A 16,233-nucleotide genomic window follows, 5' to 3' on the forward strand; every position below is an offset into this window, starting at 1 on the left:
TGGTCAGCGCGCGGCGTGCATCGTCGCCGCGATCTCGCGCGCCTCCTCCACCGACCCCGCCGACGGCTGCGAGTCCCGCAGCGGCCGGTTCGCCGTCTCGGGGAGGAACAGCAGCGTCACGACGCCGATGACCCCCGCCGCGATCAGGTAGTAGCCGGGCCACAGCAGGTCGCCCGTGGACAGGACGAGCGCCGACATCACCAGCGACACGGTCCCGGCGAACGCCGACACGAAGATGTTGAACGCGATCGACAGTCCGCCGTAGCGGATCTGTGTCGGGAACAGCGCCGGCAGCGTCGACGGCCCGGTGGCCGAGAAGCAGATCAGCAGCAGCCCCATGACCAGCAGGCCGAGGAACACCGCGGGCACCGACCCGTCCTGCATCAGAAGGATCATCGGGATGCCGAGCACGATCAGCCCGCCCGCGCCGACCCACATGATCGGCTTGCGCCCGGTGCGGTCGGAGAGCCGCCCGAGCAGCGGGATGATGAACACCGCCAGCCACAGCACCGCGATCTGCAGCCACGACGACGTCGTGGAGTCGATCGAGGTGCCGCCGTGCTGGTCGACCGTGGTCTCCAGATAGGTCGGCATGTAGCTGGTCAGCATGTAGTTCGTGACGTTCCAGGCGACGACGACGCCACCGACCATGACGAAGGTCGGCAGGTACTTCGTGAAGATCAGCTTGAGGCCGTCCTTCACCTGGGTGCCCTCGCGCTCCTCGGACTCCGAGAGCAGGGTCTGGAAGGCCGGGGTCTCCTCCAGCTTGACCCGCAGGTACACCCCGACGATGCCCAGCGGCAGCGCGACGAAGAACGGGATCCGCCAGCCCCAGCTCGACATGGACTCGGCGCTGAGGACCAGCGGCAGCACCGAGGCGATGGTGGCGCCGAGTGCGTAGCCGACGAACGTGCCGAGCTCCAGGAAGCTGCCGAAGTACCCGCGACGACGGTCGGGGGCGTACTCGGCGATGAAGGTCATGGCGCCGGCGTACTCACCGCCGGTGGAGAAGCCCTGCAGGACGCGGGCGGCGACGAGCAGGATCGGCGCGGCCAGCCCGATCGAGGCGTAGGACGGGATGAGCCCGATCAGGAACGTGCCCAGCGCCATCAGGATGACCGTGATCGACAGGACCTTGGTGCGGCCGATGCGGTCGCCCAGCGGACCGAAGAACAGCCCGCCCAGCGGACGGAAGAAGAACGCGATCGCGAACGTCGCGAACACCGCCACCTGGGACAGCGGCCCGGGTGGGAAGAATTCGGCCTCGATGGTCGTGGCCAGATAACCGTAGACACCGAAGTCGAACCATTCGGTGATATTGCCGACCGCGGCCGCCGCAACAGCGCGCCGCATGGTCGCGGGATCGGTGACGGTGACGCCGTCGACCGCCCCTTCTGCTGTGTCGTCCACGCGTTCCCCCTGGCGACAGCGCACGCCACGGATGAAGCTTTCGTCGGGAAACTGTCGATCCGTGGCGTTCTGTCCGTTTCGTCAAACAGTTCTCCTCGACGTTAACGAGACGTCGCCCCCCATGCCGAATGAGGCACCGACGTGTCTGTGAGCGGAGTCATTCGATTCGGTACTTCCGCAGGCGGGACAGCGCTTTTCCGACGTGGGACCGTGGTCGGCGGGCGCAGGTGGCGCCCGTGGGACTCGCAAGCGTCGCGACTCCGCCCGGGTCATCCGGACCCGGTCACCGGACCCGGCGCGTGCCCGTGTGAGGAGGAGCCGTCATGGCTGTGTCGAACGCCGTCTTCCTGTCGATCATCGCGAGCACGGGGGTGGGCCTGGCGGTCACCTCCGCGCTGGCCGCCTACGCCCAGCGCACCTGGAAGGGCTACGGCCGCGTGGCCCCGGCCGAGCAGGTCGAGGAGACCGTCTGAGCGTCCGCGTGCACGGCGCCGCGTCCCCGTCCGGGGGTGCGGCGCCGTCGCGCGTTCAGCCCGTCGCGGCCAGGGCGAGTCCCGCGTACACGGCGACCCCCGCCGGGAACGCGGCCTCGTCGAACACCACCCGGTTCGAGTGGTTCGGCGGGGCGAGGGCCGGGTCGACCGACGGCGGCCGCGCCCCCAGGAACGCCAGCGAGCCCGGCACCCGGTCCAGCACGTAGGAGAAGTCCTCCGACCCCATCAGCGGGTCCGGCATCGCCACGCAGGCGCCGCGGCCGAGCACCTTCTCCGCGACGCGCACCAGCCCGGCGGTCGCGCGGTCGTCGTTGCGGGTGACGGGGTAGCCCGGGACGATCTCGGCCTCGGCCGTGCAGCCGTAGGCCAGCGCGGTGTGCCGGCAGTGCTCGGTGACCGCCCGGTGCAGCAGCGTGCGCACCGGCTGCGACAACGTCCGCAGTGTCCCGGTCAGCTCCGCGGTCTCCGGGATGACGTTGTCGGTGGTGCCCGCCTCGATCCGGGACACCGTGAGGACCGCGGACTCCTGCGGCCCGACCCGGCGGGTCAGCAGGGTCTGCAGGCCGCCGACCATCGCCGCGGCGGCCGGGACCGGGTCGCAGGCGTCCTGCGGGGCCGAGGCGTGCCCGCCGCGGCCGGTCACCCGGACCCGCAGCACGTCCGCGGCCGCCATGATCGGGCCCGGCCGGTGGTGGAGCTGCCCCGTCGGCACCGTCGAGGTGATGTGCAGGGCGTAGGCCAGCTCGGGGTCCTCGTCCAGCACGCCCTCGTCGATCATGTGCCGGGCGCCGTGGAACCCCTCCTCGCCCGGCTGGAACATGAACACCACCCGGCCGGCGATCCGGTCCCGCCGGTCCGCGAGCAGGCGCGCGGCCGAGGCGAGCATGGCGGTGTGGGTGTCGTGCCCGCAGGCGTGCATGACGCCGTCGGTGCCCGAGGCGAAGTCCAGTCCGCTGTCCTCGGGCAGCGGCAGCGCGTCCATGTCGCCCCGCAGGAGCACCGTCGGTCCGGGACGGTCGCCGTCGAGGACGGCGGTGACCGAGGTGCAGGACCCGCCCGTGCGGATCCGCAGCGGCAGCCCGTCGAGGGACCGCAGGACCGCGTCCCGGGTGCGGGGCAGGTGCAGTCCGAGCTCCGGTGCCCGGTGCAGCTCCCGGCGCAGCGCGACCGTCCGCGGCTGCAGGACGCGGGCGGCCTCGAGCAGGCCGCCGGGGAGCCCCGCGACCGAGGCGGGCGTGATGGGCATGGACCGATCGTCGCCGACCGGAGCCCGTCCGGCGCCCGCGGGCCCGGTGTGACCACGCGTACCTGGTCGTGGCGTGACTCACAGCCCCGGAGCGACGTACCGTTGGTGCGTGGCCACACAGAGCGTCGAGGCAGCCCCGGACACCCGGGGCGCCGCCCTGCCCGGATTCGCGGTCGCCGCGATCCGGGAGGAGGGCCGTTGGCGCTGTGTCCGGCTGGACTCCGAAGCGCTCGTGGACCTCGACGCGGCGATCACCGCGTTGCGCGCGCAGCGCTCCACCGGTGCGGTGCTCGGCCTCCTCGACGTCGACGACGAGTTCTTCGTCCTCCTCCGCCCGTCCGCGGGCGGGGTACGCCTGCTGATCTCCGACGCCGTCGCCGCGCTGGACTACGACATCGCGGCGGACGTGCTCGACCTGCTCCGCGTCGAGCTCCCCCCGGACGACGACGCCCTCGACGACGCCTGGCCGGAGGGCGACCTCGGCATCCTGGCCGACCTCGGCCTGCCCGCCGACGAGCTGGAGATCCTCGTCTCCGACCTCGAGCTGTACCCCGACGAGCAGCTGGACACCATCGCCCGCCGCTGCGGGTTCGCCGCCGCGCTGGACGAGCTCGTCGGCTCCTGAGTTGTTCCGCCCGGCCGATCGGCTCGCGCTGGGCCGTGCCCTCGACGTCGCGCGCGACGCCGAGGCGACCGGGGACGTCCCGATCGGCGCGGTCGTGTTCGCCGCCGACGGCACCGAGCTCGCCGCGGCCTGCAACGCCCGTGAGGCCACCGGTGACCCGACCGCGCACGCCGAGGTGCTCGCCCTGCGCGCCGCCGCGGCCGTCGTGGGGGAGTGGCGGCTGACCGGGACGACCCTCGCCGTCACCGTCGAACCGTGCACGATGTGCGCCGGCGCGATCGGGCTGGCCCGGGTCGAGCGCGTCGTGTTCGGGGCGTGGGAGCCCAAGACCGGTGCCGCGGGCTCGCTCTGGGACGTGCTGCGCGACCGGCGGCTCGCGCACCGGCCCGAGGTCGTCGGCGGGGTCCGCGCAGGTGAGGCGGCCGCCCTGATGCGCGAGTTCTTCGGCCGGACCCCGTGCACCGACCGCGACTGAGCCTCTTGTAACCTTGTCGGCGGTAGCGTGTCCGAGCGGCCGAAGGAGCGCGCCTCGAAAGCGCGTGAGGTTCACGCCTCCGTGGGTTCAAATCCCACCGCTACCGCTGGTCGGAGGGCCGGATCCCCGAGTCGGGGGTCCGGCCCTCTGTCGTCGGGCCGATGAGTCCACGGCCGCCGGGGGGTCCCCAGGAGCAGCCGACCATCCGCGCGACGCCCGGGAGGACCACCGTGACCGAGGTCTGGAAGCTCGTCCACTCCGAGCGCGCCGCGCTCGTCGCCGACCTGCGGGACGTGTCCGGCGACCGGTGGGACACGCCGTCGCTCTGTCCCGGGTGGACCGTCCACGACGTGCTGGCCCACCTCGTCGACACCGCCCGGACGACCCGGGGCCGGTTCGTCGTCGGCATGCTGCGGGCGCGCATGGACTTCGACCGGCAGAACGAGCACGGGATCGCCCGCGCACGCGGTGCGACGCCGGAGGAGACCCTGCGCCGGTTCGCGGAGTGCGTGCCGATGACCGCGACACCGCCGGCCCCGCTCGCGACCCGGCTGGTCGAGATGGTCGTGCACGGGGAGGACGTCCGTCGTCCGCTCGGGATCGTCCGGACCTACGCCCCCGCGGCGGTGGCCGGCGCGCTCGCGCTGCAGATCCGGACCTCCACCTCGTTCGGGGGTGCCCGCGAGACCGTCGCCGGCCTCCGCCTGTCGGCCATCGACACCGGCCTGGTGGTCGGCAGCGGCCCGGAGGTGCGGGGGACCGCGCTGGCCCTGCTCCTCGCGATCTCGGGCCGGCCGCCGGGGGGCGACGCGCTCACCGGTCCCGGGGTGGAGGCACTTGCGCGGGCGGAGTGAGCGCGTCCCGTCTCCGACCGTGGTCCGACGGCGTGGATCATTCCCGGCTCCGATGTGGCCGACCCCCCTCCGGCGCGACAGTGGGTGCACACCCCGACACGAGGAGCTGGAGATGACCACGATGACCACCACCCCGCACGACCACGCGACCCCGGAGCCCGCCCGCCCCGGCGACCCGGACGCCTACCCCGTCCTCACCGTCCTGATGCTGATGCTCGGCGGCTTCGTACTGCCCGTCGTCGGCTGGCTCGCCGGTGTCGTGATGCTGTGGACCGGTCGCTCCTGGACGGTCGGGGAGAAGTGGCTCGGCACCCTGGTGTGGCCGGGCATCGTGGCCGTCCCGGCGCTGGTGCTGGTCGCCGGCTTCGTGGCGACCCCGGAGCCGGGTGCCGGGCACTGGGCGATCGTCGTCGCCGGGATCGTCGGTGTCCTGGGTGCGCTGGTCGTCCTGCCCTGGACCTTCGTGAAGCTGCTGCGCGCCGGTCGGCGTACCCACTGAAGTTGGTAGCGACGCTCGCTCGAACAGGTGAACGGAATATCGAGCGCACAACCTCCTGATTCGGACCTGTGAGACACATCGCATCCGCATCTGCGGGTATGTCCGGCCCGATTATCGGCGTTGTGCGGATCTCAGTGGGTTCCGTGGGTCACATCGCCGAGCGCATCACGACCACTGCCCTCTCGTTCCGCTCTCCAACGGACTCCGCCGGCCGCTCCCCCCGGGCCACGGAGCGAAGGAGAGGACAACGATGTCTGCCCCGACACGTGCACGCACCGAACGCCGCGATGTCAGCCGTCGCCGATTCCTCGGCTACCTGGTCGCGGCCCCCACCCTCGTCGTTGCGGCGGAGATCGGCCGCCAGCAGCTGTTCGCCCCGCCGGGGGCCTCGGCCGCCGCGATCCCGTCGCCGCCCCAGGTCGCCGACACCTACGACCTGCTCGACGCCGTCCGCGACTCCTCCCGGCCGACCTCGGCCCTGATCCGGGTGGAGGTGAACCGGGACGGCACGGTGTCGTTCCAGCTCCCGCGGTCGGACAACGGGCAGGGGATCATCACCTCGACCGCGATGATCATCGCCGAGGAGATGGACCTCGACCCGGACCAGGTGACGGTCACCCTGGCCGACTCGCGCCCGGAGCTGGTGTTCAACCAGCTCACCGGCGGCTCCAGCACGACGTTCTCGACCTACACCCCGATCCGGGTCGCCGCGGCGATCGCGAAGGGCCGGCTGCTCGACGCGGCCGCCGCCCTCCTCCAGCAGGACGTGGGCACCCTCACCAGCCGCGCCGGGCTCATCACCGGTGCCGGGGGCAGCGCGATCCCGTTCGGGGAGCTCACCGAGGCCGCGGCCGTCGACGCCACCCGCTCGGTGGAGGTGGTGCTCAAGCCGCGCGAGGAGTTCACGGTCATCGGGACCGACCGGCGCAACGCGCAGGCCCGCGACATCGTCACCGGCCGCAAGCAGTTCATCGCCGACATGAAGATCCCCGACGCGCTGCCGACGGTGATCTGCCGCGGCCCGAACCTGAACTGCGCCCCGGTCTCGGTCGCCAACGCCGACGAGGTGCGCTCCATGCCGGGCGTCACCGACGTCGTCGAGTGCGCCACCGGCGTCGCCGTGCGGGCACACACCTACGGCCAGGCCGTCGACGGTGCGAACGCGCTGCGCGTGCGCTGGGACGCGGGCACCGTCGAGGGCGAGAACGACGAGTCCGTGCTGCAGAAGGTACGGGCGGCCGAGCTGCCGCTGGCGGTCCCGTCGGTGCCGGGGGAGACCGTCGAGGGCGACTTCACCTTCTACTTCCGCAGCAGCTCGGCGCTGGAGACCAACACCGCGATCGCCGACGTCCGGGACGGCCGGTGCGAGATCTGGACCTCGCTGAAGATCCCGATCACCGTGCAGCACGACATCGCCGAGCAGCTTGGGCTGCCGGTCAACGCGGTCACCATCCACATCGTCCCGGGCGGCGGCTCGTTCGGCCGTCGCCTCTTCGGCGACGCGGCCAAGGAGGCCGCCGAGATCTCCCAGAAGCTCGGCAAGCCGGTCAAGCTGATCTGGTCGCGCGCCGACGACTCCCGCCAGGGCCGGGTGCACCCGATGGCGACCTCCCGGATCCGGGCGGTCGTCGCCGGCGAGTCCGTCGTCAGCTTCGAGCAGCGGCACACCGGTGTGAGCTGCGACTTCGGGCACGGCTTCGGCGACGCCGTCACCGCGGCCGCCGCGAAGGCACCGCTGGGCCAGCTCTCGGTCGCGGAGGCGATCTGGGAGCTGACCCAGGCCACGCCCTACGACTTCGGCGCCCAGACCCGTGTGCTCAACGAGGTCGACATGCAGTTCAACACCGGCTCGATGCGCAACGTGTACTCCCCCGACGTCTGCACCGCCCGCGACCTGATCGTCGACCGCATCGCGGAGAAGATGGGCAAGGACTCCTACGAGTTCCGCCGCGAGTTCCTCCGCAACGACGCGATGCGCGCCGTGCTCGACAAAGTCGCCGAGGAGGGCGACTGGGGCCGGTCGATGCCCGACGGCACGGCGCAGGGGATCGGGTTCCACGTCGAGTACAAGGGCTTCGCCGCCTGCCTGGTCGAGATCGACTGCCGCCCGCAGACCGTGGACCGGAAGGTCCGCCAGGCGCGGACCGGCCCGCGGGTGACCAAGGCGGTCTTCGCCGTCGACGGCGGTCTGGTCATCAACCCGCTCGGCTTCAAGGCCCAGATCATGGGCGGGATCAACGACGCGATCGCGATGACGCTGACCTCAAGCCTGCACCTGGTCGACGGTCACTTCCTCGAGGCGAGCTGGGACAACTACTTCTACACCCGGCAGTGGAACACCCCGCTCGACCTGCAGGTCCACCTGGTCGACAACGGCCGGCCGGAGCCCGGTGGGGCCGGCGAGTTCGGCGTCGCCCCGACCTGCGGGGCGATCGCGAACGCCTACGCGCGCGCCACCGGCCGGGTACCGGACCACTTCCCGATCCTGCACCACGAGCCGCTGCCGTTCGAGCCGTACCCGACCGAGCCGCCGATCCCGCCGTCGCCGACCAACGGCCTCGACTTCGTCCGCTGAGGAGACTGACATGCCTTCCCACACCTTCACGGTCAACGGTGAGAAGGTCACCGTCGACGTCGAGGACGACGTCCGGGTCCTGTGGGTCCTGCGGGATCTGCTGGGCGTGACGGGGCCGAAGTACGGCTGCGGGATCAACGTCTGCAAGGCCTGCACCAGCCACATCAACGGCAAGGCGTTCAACCCGTGCTCGGTGCCGGTGGGCGCCCTCTCGGAGTCGGACGCGATCACGACGATCGAGGGTCTGGCGAAGGGCGAGGAGCTGCATCCGATGCAGCAGGCCTGGATCGACAACGACGTCGCCCAGTGCGGCTACTGCCAGCCCGGTCAGATCATGGCCGCTATCGACCTGGTCAAGCGGTGTGCGGCCGAGGGCCGTTCGATCGACGACGACGCCCTGGACGAGATCCGCAACATCTGCCGGTGTGGCACCTACAACCGCATCCGCGAGGCGATCAAGGCCGGCGCCGACAACATGTGACGACCATGCGCCCGCCGCACCGGGGACCCGGGCGGCGGGCGCAGCCCCTTCGGTCGACACCCGGGTCCCGGTTCGGGTGCTCTCCACCGGATCACCCGTACGAGTGGTCTACTCGGCGGTATAGCAACCCCATCCTGCGGAACTTGTGGCGGCAAGTCATCCGCATCTGCGGGTAAGGGGACCCTGAACGCCAGGTCGTTGACCTGCGAATCATTGGATCTCCGACAGTCCGACCAGCGGATTTCCCTCTACGTGTGCCGCGCGTACCGACGCGTATCCGTCGAATCAGGCACGTCGTTGATCGTCCGAAAGCCCCGCAGTCGTCCCCCGCTCCCCGCACCGGACGTCGCATCGGGCGCGCACCGCAGCACATTCCGAGAGGACAACGATGCCCGCTCACAGCGCCACCGCCCCCGAGCGTCCGGCGTCCGGAGACGACCGCAAGAACGTCAGCCGCCGGCGGTTCCTCGGCTACCTGGTCGCCGCCCCGACGCTGGTCGTCGCGGCCGAGATCGGGCGTCAGACCTACTTCCCGGGCGTCCCGCAGGCCAACGCGGCCGCGATCCCGTCGCCGCCCCTGCCCGCCGAGCTCTACGACCTGCTCGACGTCATCCGCGACTCGGCGCGCCCGACCGCCAACCTCATCCGCATCGAGGTCAACCGCGACGGCACCGTCTCGTTCGCGCTGCCGCGCTCGGACAACGGCCAGGGCATCATCACCTCGACGCAGATGATCATCGCGGAGGAGATGAACCTCGACCCCGACCAGGTGATCGTCACCCTGGCCGACGCCCGCCCGGAACTGGTGTTCAACCAGCTCACCGGCGGCTCGACGACCACGTTCTCCACCTACACCCCGATCCGGGTCGCGGCGGCGCTCGCGCAGAAGCGGCTGCTCGACGCGGCCGCGAACGAGCTGCGCCAGGACGTGAACGTGCTGCGCAGCCGTCAGGGGCTCATCACCGGCAACAACGGCGAGCAGCTGCCCTTCGGGGAGCTCACCGAGCTGGCGTCCAGCTCGGTGAACGAGGCCGTCGACGTCGTCCTGAAGGACCGCGAGGAGTTCACTGTCATCGGGAAGCCGCGGACCAAGTCCGACGCGCGCGCCATGGTGACCGGGAAGAAGAAGTTCCTCGCCGACCTGCAGATCCCGGACGCGCTGCCGACCGTCATCTGCCGCGGTCCGAACATCAACTCGGCCCCGCAGGGTGTGCGCAACATCGACGAGGTCCGGAACATGCCCGGCGTCACCGACGTCGAGCAGGTCCCGACCGGCGTGGCGGTCCGCGCGAAGACGTTCGGGCAGGCCGTCGACGCGGTCAACGCGCTGCGTGTCGACTGGGACGGCGGCACGGTCGAGGGCGAGAACGACGAGTCCGTGCTGGCGGCCCTGCGCCGTGGCGAGCTGCCGCTGGCCGTGCCCCAGGTGCCGGGTGAGACCGTCGAGGGCGACTTCACGTTCTACTTCCGCAGCAACTCCGCGCTGGAGACCAACTGCGCCATCGCCGACGTCCGCGACGGCTCGGCTGAGATCTGGGGACCGTCCAAGTCGCCGATCGCCGCGCAGGCCGAGATCGCCAAGAAGCTCGGGATCGCGCAGAACGCGGTCACCGTGCACGTCACCGAGGGCGGCGGCTCGTTCGGCCGCCGGTTGTTCTTCGACGGTCTCGAGGAGGCCGCCGAGTGCTCGCAGGCGTTCGGCAAGCCGGTCAAGCTCATGTGGACCCGCGCCGACGACTCCCGCCAGGGGCGCACGCACCCGATGGCGACCACCCGGGTCCGGGCGCAGGTCTCCGGCGACGCGGTGTCCAGCTTCGAGATCCGCCACACCAGCGTCGCCTCCGAGATCAACCCCGGCCTGTCCGAGGCGATCACCGCCGCGGCGAACAAGGCTCCGGGCGGCAACTACACGATCTCGCAGAGCATCTACCTGACGACGCAGACCAACCCGTACAACGTCGGCGCTGCCACCTCGCTGCTCAACGAGGTCGACATGCGCTTCAACACCTGCTCGATGCGCAACATCTACTCGCCCGACACGGCCACGGCGCGCGAGCTGATGATCGACCAGGTCGCGGCGAAGATGGGCAAGGACCCGTACGAGTTCCGTTCGGAGTTCACCAAGCTGACCCGCTGGAAGAACGTCGTCGACCGGGCCGCGCAGGAGGCGGACTGGGGCAAGTCGATGCCGGAGGGCACCGCCCAGGGCATCGCGATGCACGTCGAGTACAAGGGCGTGGCCTGCGCCGTCGTCGAGCTGGACTGCCGCCCCGAGACGGTGAACCGGAAGATCCGTTCCGCTCGCACCGGCCCGCGCGTCACCAAGGTCACCTACGTCGTCGACGTCGGCCTGATCATCAACCCACGCGGTCTCGAGGCCCAGATGATGGGCGGGATCAACGACGGCATCGCGATGACGTTGACCTCAGGCCTGCACCTGGTCGACGGTCACTTCGTCGAGGCCAGCTGGGACAACTACTTCTACACCCGGCAGTGGAACACCCCGCCGGAGATGAACATCGTGCTCATCGAGGACTCCGAGGCCCCGGAGCCCGGCGGCGCCGGCGAGTTCGGCGTGGCGGCCACCTGCGGCGCGATCGCGAACGCCTACGCCCGCGCGACCGGGAAGGTCCCGACCGAGTTCCCGATCCTGCACAACGAGCCGCTGCCGTTCGAGCCGTATCCGACTGTCCCGCCCGTCCCGCCGTCGCCGACCAACGGCCTCGACTTCGTCCGCTGAGGAGACTGACATGCCTTCCCACACCTTCACGGTCAACGGCGAGAAGGTCACCGTCGACGTCGAGGACGACGTCCGCGTGCTCTGGGTCCTGCGTGACCTGCTGGGCGTGACCGGTCCGAAGTACGGCTGCGGGATCAACGTCTGCAAGGCCTGCACCAGTCACATCAACGGCAAGGCGTTCAACCCCTGCTCGGTGCCGGTCGGCGCCATCTCCGAGTCCGACGAGATCACCACCATCGAGGGGATCGCGAAGGGTGAGGAGCTGCATCCGATGCAGCAGGCCTGGATCGACAACGACGTCGCCCAGTGCGGCTACTGCCAGCCCGGTCAGATCATGGCCGCTATCGACCTGGTCAAGCGGTGTGCGGCCGAGGGCCGTTCGATCGACGACGACGCCCTGGACGAGATCCGCAACATCTGCCGGTGTGGCACCTACAACCGCATCCGCGAGGCGATCAAGGCCGGCGCCGACAACATGTGACGACCGTGCGGCGTGCTCCGTACGCCGTACCGCGCTGGGCCGTTAGTGTGAACGGCCTGCTCCCCAACCGAAGGACGGATTCGATGAAGAACCGGATGCGCCGCTCACTGATCGCCGTCGGCGCCCTCGGCGCCGTGGCGTTCCCGCTGGCCGGCATCGCCGCGGCCGACGAGGACCGCGACCACGGCTACCCGAGCACCCAGAGCCCGACGCAGGGCCTCGACGCCGTGCTCGAGACCTCCGACACGTTCGGCTACAGCTTCCTCGACGCCGCGGACACCTTCTCGCCGAACAACCGGCCGGACGGAGTCAACGGCACCGACACCGAGATCCCGCAGGCCGACCCCCGCTTCGTCGAGGGTCCCGTCGGTGGGCTGCTGAAGGACGGACCCTTCGAGTAAGGGGCTCCCAGGCGGCGGGGCCGGCACCTCTCACGAGGTCCGGCCCCGCCGTCGTCTCCAGCCTCAGTGCAGGACCTTCAGCCCCACCACACCGGCGACGATCGCCAGCAGACACAACAGCCGCGCCGTCGTCGCCGGCTCCCCGAGGGCGGCCATGCCGTAGAGCGCGGTGCCGACCGCGCCGATGCCCACCCACACGGCGTACGCGGTGCCGACCGGCAGGTCGCGCAACGCCAGGGCCAGCCCGCCCATGCTCAGGGCCAGCGCGCCCGCGAACAGCAGCGACGGGCCGAGCCTGCTGAACCCGCGGCTCTGCGACAGCGCCGCGGCCCACACCGTCTCCAGCACACCGGAGACCACGAGGTAGATCCATGCCATGACGAGCTCCTCCCGGAAGGATGCGTCGTCTTGGCGTTCCGGGTACGGCGCGTCTCGTCCGGGGAGCCGCCGGGTGGGCGGTCCGATACCAGGATGGCGGACCGCCGGGCCCGGGTCGAGTGATGGTGACCGGTCGGACCGCCCCCTACCCTTCTCGGGTGCGCCTGCTCGCCGTCGTCGCGGGGTTGTGTCTGGTGACCGGTGGGATCGTGCTGCTGCCGTCCTGGCTGGAGCGGGTGCTGCCCGATCAGGGCGACCAGCCGTACGTGTACCACCTTCCGCCCGGGGCCCCCGAGCCACCTGGTCCGGACCTGACCTGGCCGATCCTGGGAGTCGTGCTGGTCGGCATCGGCCTGGTCTGCGGGGGAGCGGCGCTGCTGTGGCTGGTGTTCCGGCTGATCGCCCGGCTGCGCTGAGACCTGAACCGCATCGATCCCGCTACCGTCGTCGCATGCTGGTCGTCGGCTCGGTCGTCCTGCGCGTCACCGACCTCGCACGACAGGTCCGGTTCTGGACCGAGGCGCTCGACTACGAGGCGCGCACCCCCGCGGACGACGACTTCGTGCTCCTCCGCCCGGGCGACGGCCGTCCCGGCCCGAACGTCTCGCTCGACGTCGCCCCGTCCGAGCGGGTCCTGCCGCCGCGTATCCACCTGGACCTCTACGCCGACGACCAGCAGGCCGAGGTCCGGCGCCTGGTCGCCCTCGGCGCGCAGGAGGTCCCGTGGACCAACCGGCCGGCCGGCGCCGACTACGTGATCATGCAGGACCCCGAGGGCAACCGGTTCTGCGTCGTCGACGGTGGGGACCGGCCGGCACCGCCCCGGCGCTGATCGGGAACGGGCTCGACACCGGAGGCCGGCCGGCGGACGCTTCCGCCGTGGACCATCGACTCCTCGCGTTCGCCGCCGCCGCGGCGGTCGTCATCGTCATCCCCGGACCCAGCGTCGTGTTCACCGTCGGCCGCGCGCTCGCGGCCGGCCGGTCCGCCGCGCTGGCGACGGTCGTCGGCAACGCCGTCGGCGTCTTCCTGCAGGTGGTCGCGGTGGCGGTGGGCCTCGGACACCTCGTCGCACAGTCCGCCGCGGCGTTCACCGTCCTGAAGCTGGTGGGTGCCGCCTACCTGGTGCACCTGGGGATCACGGCGTTCCGGCACCGGCACGACGTCGTCCGCGCGATGCAGCGCTCGGCCGGTGACGCCCGGCAGGTGGGTCCGGCCCGCAGCGTCGTCGACGGTCTGGTGGTCGGCCTGCTGAACCCCAAGTCCGTCGTCTTCTTCGTCGCGTTCCTGCCCCAGTTCGTCGACGCCCGCGGGCCGGTCGCCACGCAGATCCTGCTGCTGGGGGCGTTCTTCGTCGCCATCGGTCTGGTGCTCGACAGCGTGTGGGCCCTCGCCGCCGGATCGGCCCGGGCCTGGTTCGCGTCGTCGCCGAGGCGGATCGCGGCCGTCGGCGGTGCCGGTGGGCTCGCGATGATCGGGCTCGGCGTCGGGGTGGCGGCGACGGGGTCGTCGCAGTAGCCGGGACCATGACCACAGGGCGAGGTGGACCGGCGTCCGGCCGGTGGATCGCACCGCTCGGGTGACCCGGGACGGGCTAGACCATCCGTGCGGGTGACCACCAGGAGATGCTGCGCCACAACCACTCCGCGGGCCCGTACCGGAAGCGCCGCAGCCACCGGCGGCTCGCGACGACCTGGACCACCAGGATCCCGGCGGCGAGCGGGAGCAGGGCGCGGTACCCGCCCGGGCCGGAGAACGCCGGGGCCGTGGTCAGCAGCACGACCAGCAGCGTCGCCGTGAGGTAGTTCGTCAGCGCGAGTCGGCCGAGCGGGGCGAGCACGGACGACACCCACGGCCCGACCCGGGACGCCGTCAGCAGCACCAGTGCGCTCGCGTACCCGACGGCCATGACGAGCCCGGCGGTCGAGGACACCCGGTCGAACCCGCTGTGCTCGATCGTGTCGACCTGGATGCTCAGCAGCGGCACCGCGACGACGACGGCCCCGACCAGCACGGCCGTCCACACGGCCCGGTTCGGCGCCGCCATCCGGTGGTGCAGGCCGTAGCGGGCGGCGGCGAGACCGAGCAGGAACAGCCCGGGCACGAGGAGGAGCCCGCCGCTGGTGAACGCGAGCGCCACGCCCGTCGCGACCGCGCCGCCGAGTGCGATCACCGGCCGCGGCAGCCAGGAGGCCGGCAGGAGGACGACGACGCCGACGATCGCGTACGGGAGCAGCGCCTCACCGGGCTGCAGGAGATGGTGCGCGGCGCCGAGCACGCCGAGCACGAGCAGCCGGCGGAGCAGCACGAGCCGTGGCCGGGTGGTCCGCCGGGCGGCCCCGTCCAGGAACAGGGCGGTGCCGAGCCCGAACAGGAACGAGAACAGCGGGAAGAAGCGCTGGTGCGCGGTGAGCTCCAGCCACTGCGGCAGGGTGCCGCTCCAGGACCCCGTGGCGGGCGGCAGCCCGGCGATCGCGGGCATGTTGACGAGCAGGATCCCGCACAGGGCCAGCCCGCGGAGGGCGTCGAGGGCGTCGACCCGGCCGGGCGCGGTGGTCGTCGGATCCGGGGGAACGCTCACGTCTGTTCGCTGCACCGGTTCAGCGTGGCGGCCGTGCAGAGCTCGCGGATCGGCCCGGAGGCCGGTTCCGCCTGCGGGGCGTCGTACTTTCGGCCGGGACCGTGGAATGCCAGGCTCGGGCGATGTCCGCATCCCGTGTCGCGCTCCTGCGGTGGCAGTTCGACCTGACGTGGGCCCTGTTCGAGTACCACCTCGACCGGCTCGACGACCACGAGACCCTGTGGCGGCCGGCGCGCGTCTGCTGGACGGTGCACCCGTCCGGCGACGGGACGTGGCGGCCCGACTGGGCGGACTCCGAACCCGACCCGGTCCCCGTCCCGACGATCGCGTGGGTCACCTGGCACATCGACTGGTGGTGGTCGGTGACGCTGGATCACCTCCGCGGCCGGACCCCGCGGGACCGCACCGACGTGGTGTGGCCGGGCGACGCCGCATCGACCGTCGCCCGGATGCGCGCGCTGCGTGACGAGTGGGCGGACGTCCTGGACGGGCTGTCCGACGACGACCTCGCCGCGGAGGCCCCGTTCCCGTGGCAGGGGGATCCGGAGATGACGGTCGGCCACACCCTGGCCTGGGTGAACACCGAGCTGGCGAAGAACGTCGCGGAGGTCGGGCAGCTGCGGCTGGTACGCGCGGCCGGTCGCTGAGCGGACCCGGGAACGACGAACGCCGGGCCACCCGCGAGGGTGTGCCCGGCGTTCCGCCTTCCTGCTGGCGGAGGATAGGGGATTTGAACCCCTGAGGGATTGCTCCCAACACGCTTTCCAAGCGTGCGCCCTAGGCCACTAGGCGAATCCTCCGCGAAAGAGGTTACGCGACGCCCTCGGTGATCCGACGCGGCCCCCTCGCCGCCCGACGGCGCCGTCCGTGGCACACTGTCCGTGGACCCCGTGCGGCGTCCATCCTGTGAACTCCCCCAGGGCCGGAAGGCAGCAAGGGTCAACAGGCTCTGGCGGGTGCGCGGGGTCCCCTTCTGTCTCCGAGCGGGTCCCC

18 protein-coding genes, 2 tRNA genes, 1 other RNA gene and 1 riboswitch are annotated in these 16,233 nt (G+C 71.6%); of the genes, 16 read left to right on the forward strand and 5 right to left on the reverse strand.

All coding sequences use genetic code 11. The features are described from left to right. Window positions 1-3: 3 nt before the first annotated feature. On the reverse strand, window positions 4-1,410 hold the full coding sequence (locus ZF1_RS01585; protein WP_482636330.1) for an MFS transporter: 1,407 nt from the start codon (window positions 1,408-1,410) through the stop codon (window positions 4-6). Window positions 1,411-1,733: 323 nt separating this feature from the next. Here ZF1_RS01585 and ZF1_RS01590 point away from each other — a divergent pair, with 323 nt between their 5' ends. After that, the gene (locus tag ZF1_RS01590; protein ID WP_157818417.1) at window positions 1,734-1,883 is read left to right on the forward strand and encodes a hypothetical protein; all 150 of its coding nucleotides are present in this window, start codon (window positions 1,734-1,736) and stop codon (window positions 1,881-1,883) included. A 55-nt stretch (window positions 1,884-1,938) separates the two neighbouring features. Here the strand turns inward: ZF1_RS01590 and ZF1_RS01595 are convergent, their stop codons facing one another. Next, window positions 1,939-3,150 carry a M20 metallopeptidase family protein gene (locus ZF1_RS01595; RefSeq protein WP_482636331.1) on the reverse strand — a complete coding sequence of 404 codons (1,212 nt, stop codon included), beginning with the start codon at window positions 3,148-3,150 and terminating at the stop codon, window positions 1,939-1,941. A 109-nt stretch (window positions 3,151-3,259) separates the two neighbouring features. Between ZF1_RS01595 and ZF1_RS01600 the strand changes: the two genes are divergently transcribed. The 10 genes from ZF1_RS01600 to ZF1_RS01645 all read left to right on the forward strand — a co-directional run bounded on the left by ZF1_RS01600 (window position 3,260) and on the right by ZF1_RS01645 (window position 12,281). After that, window positions 3,260-3,775 carry a tRNA adenosine deaminase-associated protein gene (locus ZF1_RS01600; protein ID WP_174525539.1) on the forward strand — a complete coding sequence of 172 codons (516 nt, stop codon included), beginning with the start codon at window positions 3,260-3,262 and terminating at the stop codon, window positions 3,773-3,775. Window position 3,776: 1 nt separating this feature from the next. Further along, a complete protein-coding gene (locus ZF1_RS01605) occupies window positions 3,777-4,250 on the forward strand; it encodes a nucleoside deaminase (RefSeq protein WP_253068987.1) in 474 nt (157 codons plus the stop codon). Window positions 4,251-4,271: 21 nt separating this feature from the next. Further along, window positions 4,272-4,356: transfer RNA gene (locus tag ZF1_RS01610), tRNA-Ser, on the forward strand. 124 nt (window positions 4,357-4,480) lie between these two features. Then, complete coding sequence (locus ZF1_RS01615; protein WP_482636332.1) at window positions 4,481-5,104, forward strand: maleylpyruvate isomerase family mycothiol-dependent enzyme; 624 nt, start codon at window positions 4,481-4,483, stop codon at window positions 5,102-5,104. A 112-nt stretch (window positions 5,105-5,216) separates the two neighbouring features. After that, complete coding sequence (locus tag ZF1_RS01620) at window positions 5,217-5,603, forward strand: hypothetical protein (protein WP_157818418.1); 387 nt, start codon at window positions 5,217-5,219, stop codon at window positions 5,601-5,603. A 250-nt stretch (window positions 5,604-5,853) separates the two neighbouring features. Then, window positions 5,854-8,178 carry a molybdopterin cofactor-binding domain-containing protein gene (locus ZF1_RS01625; RefSeq protein ID WP_482636333.1) on the forward strand — a complete coding sequence of 775 codons (2,325 nt, stop codon included), beginning with the start codon at window positions 5,854-5,856 and terminating at the stop codon, window positions 8,176-8,178. 10 nt (window positions 8,179-8,188) lie between these two features. After that, window positions 8,189-8,659, forward strand: coding sequence for a (2Fe-2S)-binding protein (locus ZF1_RS01630; protein WP_465876957.1), 471 nt, complete (start codon window positions 8,189-8,191; stop codon window positions 8,657-8,659). Window positions 8,660-9,047: 388 nt separating this feature from the next. Further along, window positions 9,048-11,399, forward strand: coding sequence for a xanthine dehydrogenase family protein molybdopterin-binding subunit (locus tag ZF1_RS01635; protein ID WP_253069551.1), 2,352 nt, complete (start codon window positions 9,048-9,050; stop codon window positions 11,397-11,399). A gap of 10 nt (window positions 11,400-11,409) precedes the next feature. Continuing rightward, window positions 11,410-11,880 carry a (2Fe-2S)-binding protein gene (locus ZF1_RS01640; RefSeq protein ID WP_073575739.1) on the forward strand — a complete coding sequence of 157 codons (471 nt, stop codon included), beginning with the start codon at window positions 11,410-11,412 and terminating at the stop codon, window positions 11,878-11,880. An 83-nt stretch (window positions 11,881-11,963) separates the two neighbouring features. Then, window positions 11,964-12,281: a hypothetical protein gene (locus ZF1_RS01645; RefSeq protein WP_073575740.1), complete on the forward strand. Its 318-nt coding sequence runs from the start codon at window positions 11,964-11,966 to the stop codon at window positions 12,279-12,281. 63 nt (window positions 12,282-12,344) lie between these two features. Here ZF1_RS01645 and ZF1_RS01650 read toward each other — a convergent pair whose 3' ends face one another. Then, window positions 12,345-12,659, reverse strand: coding sequence for a DMT family transporter (locus ZF1_RS01650; protein ID WP_060713653.1), 315 nt, complete (start codon window positions 12,657-12,659; stop codon window positions 12,345-12,347). Between the two features lie 19 nt (window positions 12,660-12,678). Further along, window positions 12,679-12,745, reverse strand: a riboswitch (guanidine-III (ykkC-III) riboswitch). 72 nt (window positions 12,746-12,817) lie between these two features. On the opposite strand from ZF1_RS01650, the gene ZF1_RS01655 reads away from it, so the two are divergent. Genes ZF1_RS01655 through ZF1_RS01665 form a run of 3 tightly spaced genes read left to right on the forward strand, consistent with a single transcriptional unit; the run spans window position 12,818 to window position 14,177 of the window. After that, window positions 12,818-13,075: a hypothetical protein gene (locus ZF1_RS01655; RefSeq protein WP_482636334.1), complete on the forward strand. Its 258-nt coding sequence runs from the start codon at window positions 12,818-12,820 to the stop codon at window positions 13,073-13,075. A 35-nt stretch (window positions 13,076-13,110) separates the two neighbouring features. Further along, a complete protein-coding gene (locus ZF1_RS01660; RefSeq protein WP_482636335.1) occupies window positions 13,111-13,491 on the forward strand; it encodes a VOC family protein in 381 nt (126 codons plus the stop codon). A gap of 47 nt (window positions 13,492-13,538) precedes the next feature. Further along, entirely contained in the window at window positions 13,539-14,177 is a 639-nt protein-coding gene (locus tag ZF1_RS01665) for a LysE family translocator (protein WP_482636336.1), read from the forward strand. 76 nt (window positions 14,178-14,253) lie between these two features. Here the strand turns inward: ZF1_RS01665 and ZF1_RS01670 are convergent, their stop codons facing one another. Further along, window positions 14,254-15,240: a DUF418 domain-containing protein gene (locus ZF1_RS01670; protein WP_346106376.1), complete on the reverse strand. Its 987-nt coding sequence runs from the start codon at window positions 15,238-15,240 to the stop codon at window positions 14,254-14,256. Window positions 15,241-15,362: 122 nt separating this feature from the next. Between ZF1_RS01670 and ZF1_RS01675 the strand changes: the two genes are divergently transcribed. Beyond that, window positions 15,363-15,887, forward strand: coding sequence for a DinB family protein (locus tag ZF1_RS01675; RefSeq protein WP_253069279.1), 525 nt, complete (start codon window positions 15,363-15,365; stop codon window positions 15,885-15,887). 65 nt (window positions 15,888-15,952) lie between these two features. Here the strand turns inward: ZF1_RS01675 and ZF1_RS01680 are convergent. After that, window positions 15,953-16,040, reverse strand: a tRNA-Ser gene (locus ZF1_RS01680). An 80-nt stretch (window positions 16,041-16,120) separates the two neighbouring features. On the opposite strand from ZF1_RS01680, the gene ffs reads away from it, so the two are divergent. Next, window positions 16,121-16,215: signal recognition particle sRNA small type (gene ffs, locus ZF1_RS01685), an RNA gene on the forward strand. Window positions 16,216-16,233 lie beyond the last annotated feature (18 nt).

The organism is Pseudonocardia sp. ZF1 (genome assembly GCF_056835605.1).

What these genes read in the sequence shown, in the direction of transcription:
- ZF1_RS01630 (WP_465876957.1), top strand. Translation starts at nt 8,189, where the DNA reads ATGCCTTCCCACACCTTCACGGTCAACGGTGAGAAGGTCACCGTCGAC.
- ZF1_RS01645 (WP_073575740.1), top strand. Translation starts at nt 11,964, where the DNA reads ATGAAGAACCGGATGCGCCGCTCACTGATCGCCGTCGGCGCCCTCGGC.
- ZF1_RS01595 (WP_482636331.1), bottom strand. Translation starts at nt 3,150, where the DNA reads ATGCCCATCACGCCCGCCTCGGTCGCGGGGCTCCCCGGCGGCCTGCTC.
- ZF1_RS01650 (WP_060713653.1), bottom strand. Translation starts at nt 12,659, where the DNA reads ATGGCATGGATCTACCTCGTGGTCTCCGGTGTGCTGGAGACGGTGTGG.
- ZF1_RS01625 (WP_482636333.1), top strand. Translation starts at nt 5,854, where the DNA reads ATGTCTGCCCCGACACGTGCACGCACCGAACGCCGCGATGTCAGCCGT.
- ZF1_RS01660 (WP_482636335.1), top strand. Translation starts at nt 13,111, where the DNA reads ATGCTGGTCGTCGGCTCGGTCGTCCTGCGCGTCACCGACCTCGCACGA.
- ZF1_RS01620 (WP_157818418.1), top strand. Translation starts at nt 5,217, where the DNA reads ATGACCACGATGACCACCACCCCGCACGACCACGCGACCCCGGAGCCC.
- ZF1_RS01590 (WP_157818417.1), top strand. Translation starts at nt 1,734, where the DNA reads ATGGCTGTGTCGAACGCCGTCTTCCTGTCGATCATCGCGAGCACGGGG.
- ZF1_RS01635 (WP_253069551.1), top strand. Translation starts at nt 9,048, where the DNA reads ATGCCCGCTCACAGCGCCACCGCCCCCGAGCGTCCGGCGTCCGGAGAC.
- ZF1_RS01640 (WP_073575739.1), top strand. Translation starts at nt 11,410, where the DNA reads ATGCCTTCCCACACCTTCACGGTCAACGGCGAGAAGGTCACCGTCGAC.
- ZF1_RS01675 (WP_253069279.1), top strand. Translation starts at nt 15,363, where the DNA reads ATGTCCGCATCCCGTGTCGCGCTCCTGCGGTGGCAGTTCGACCTGACG.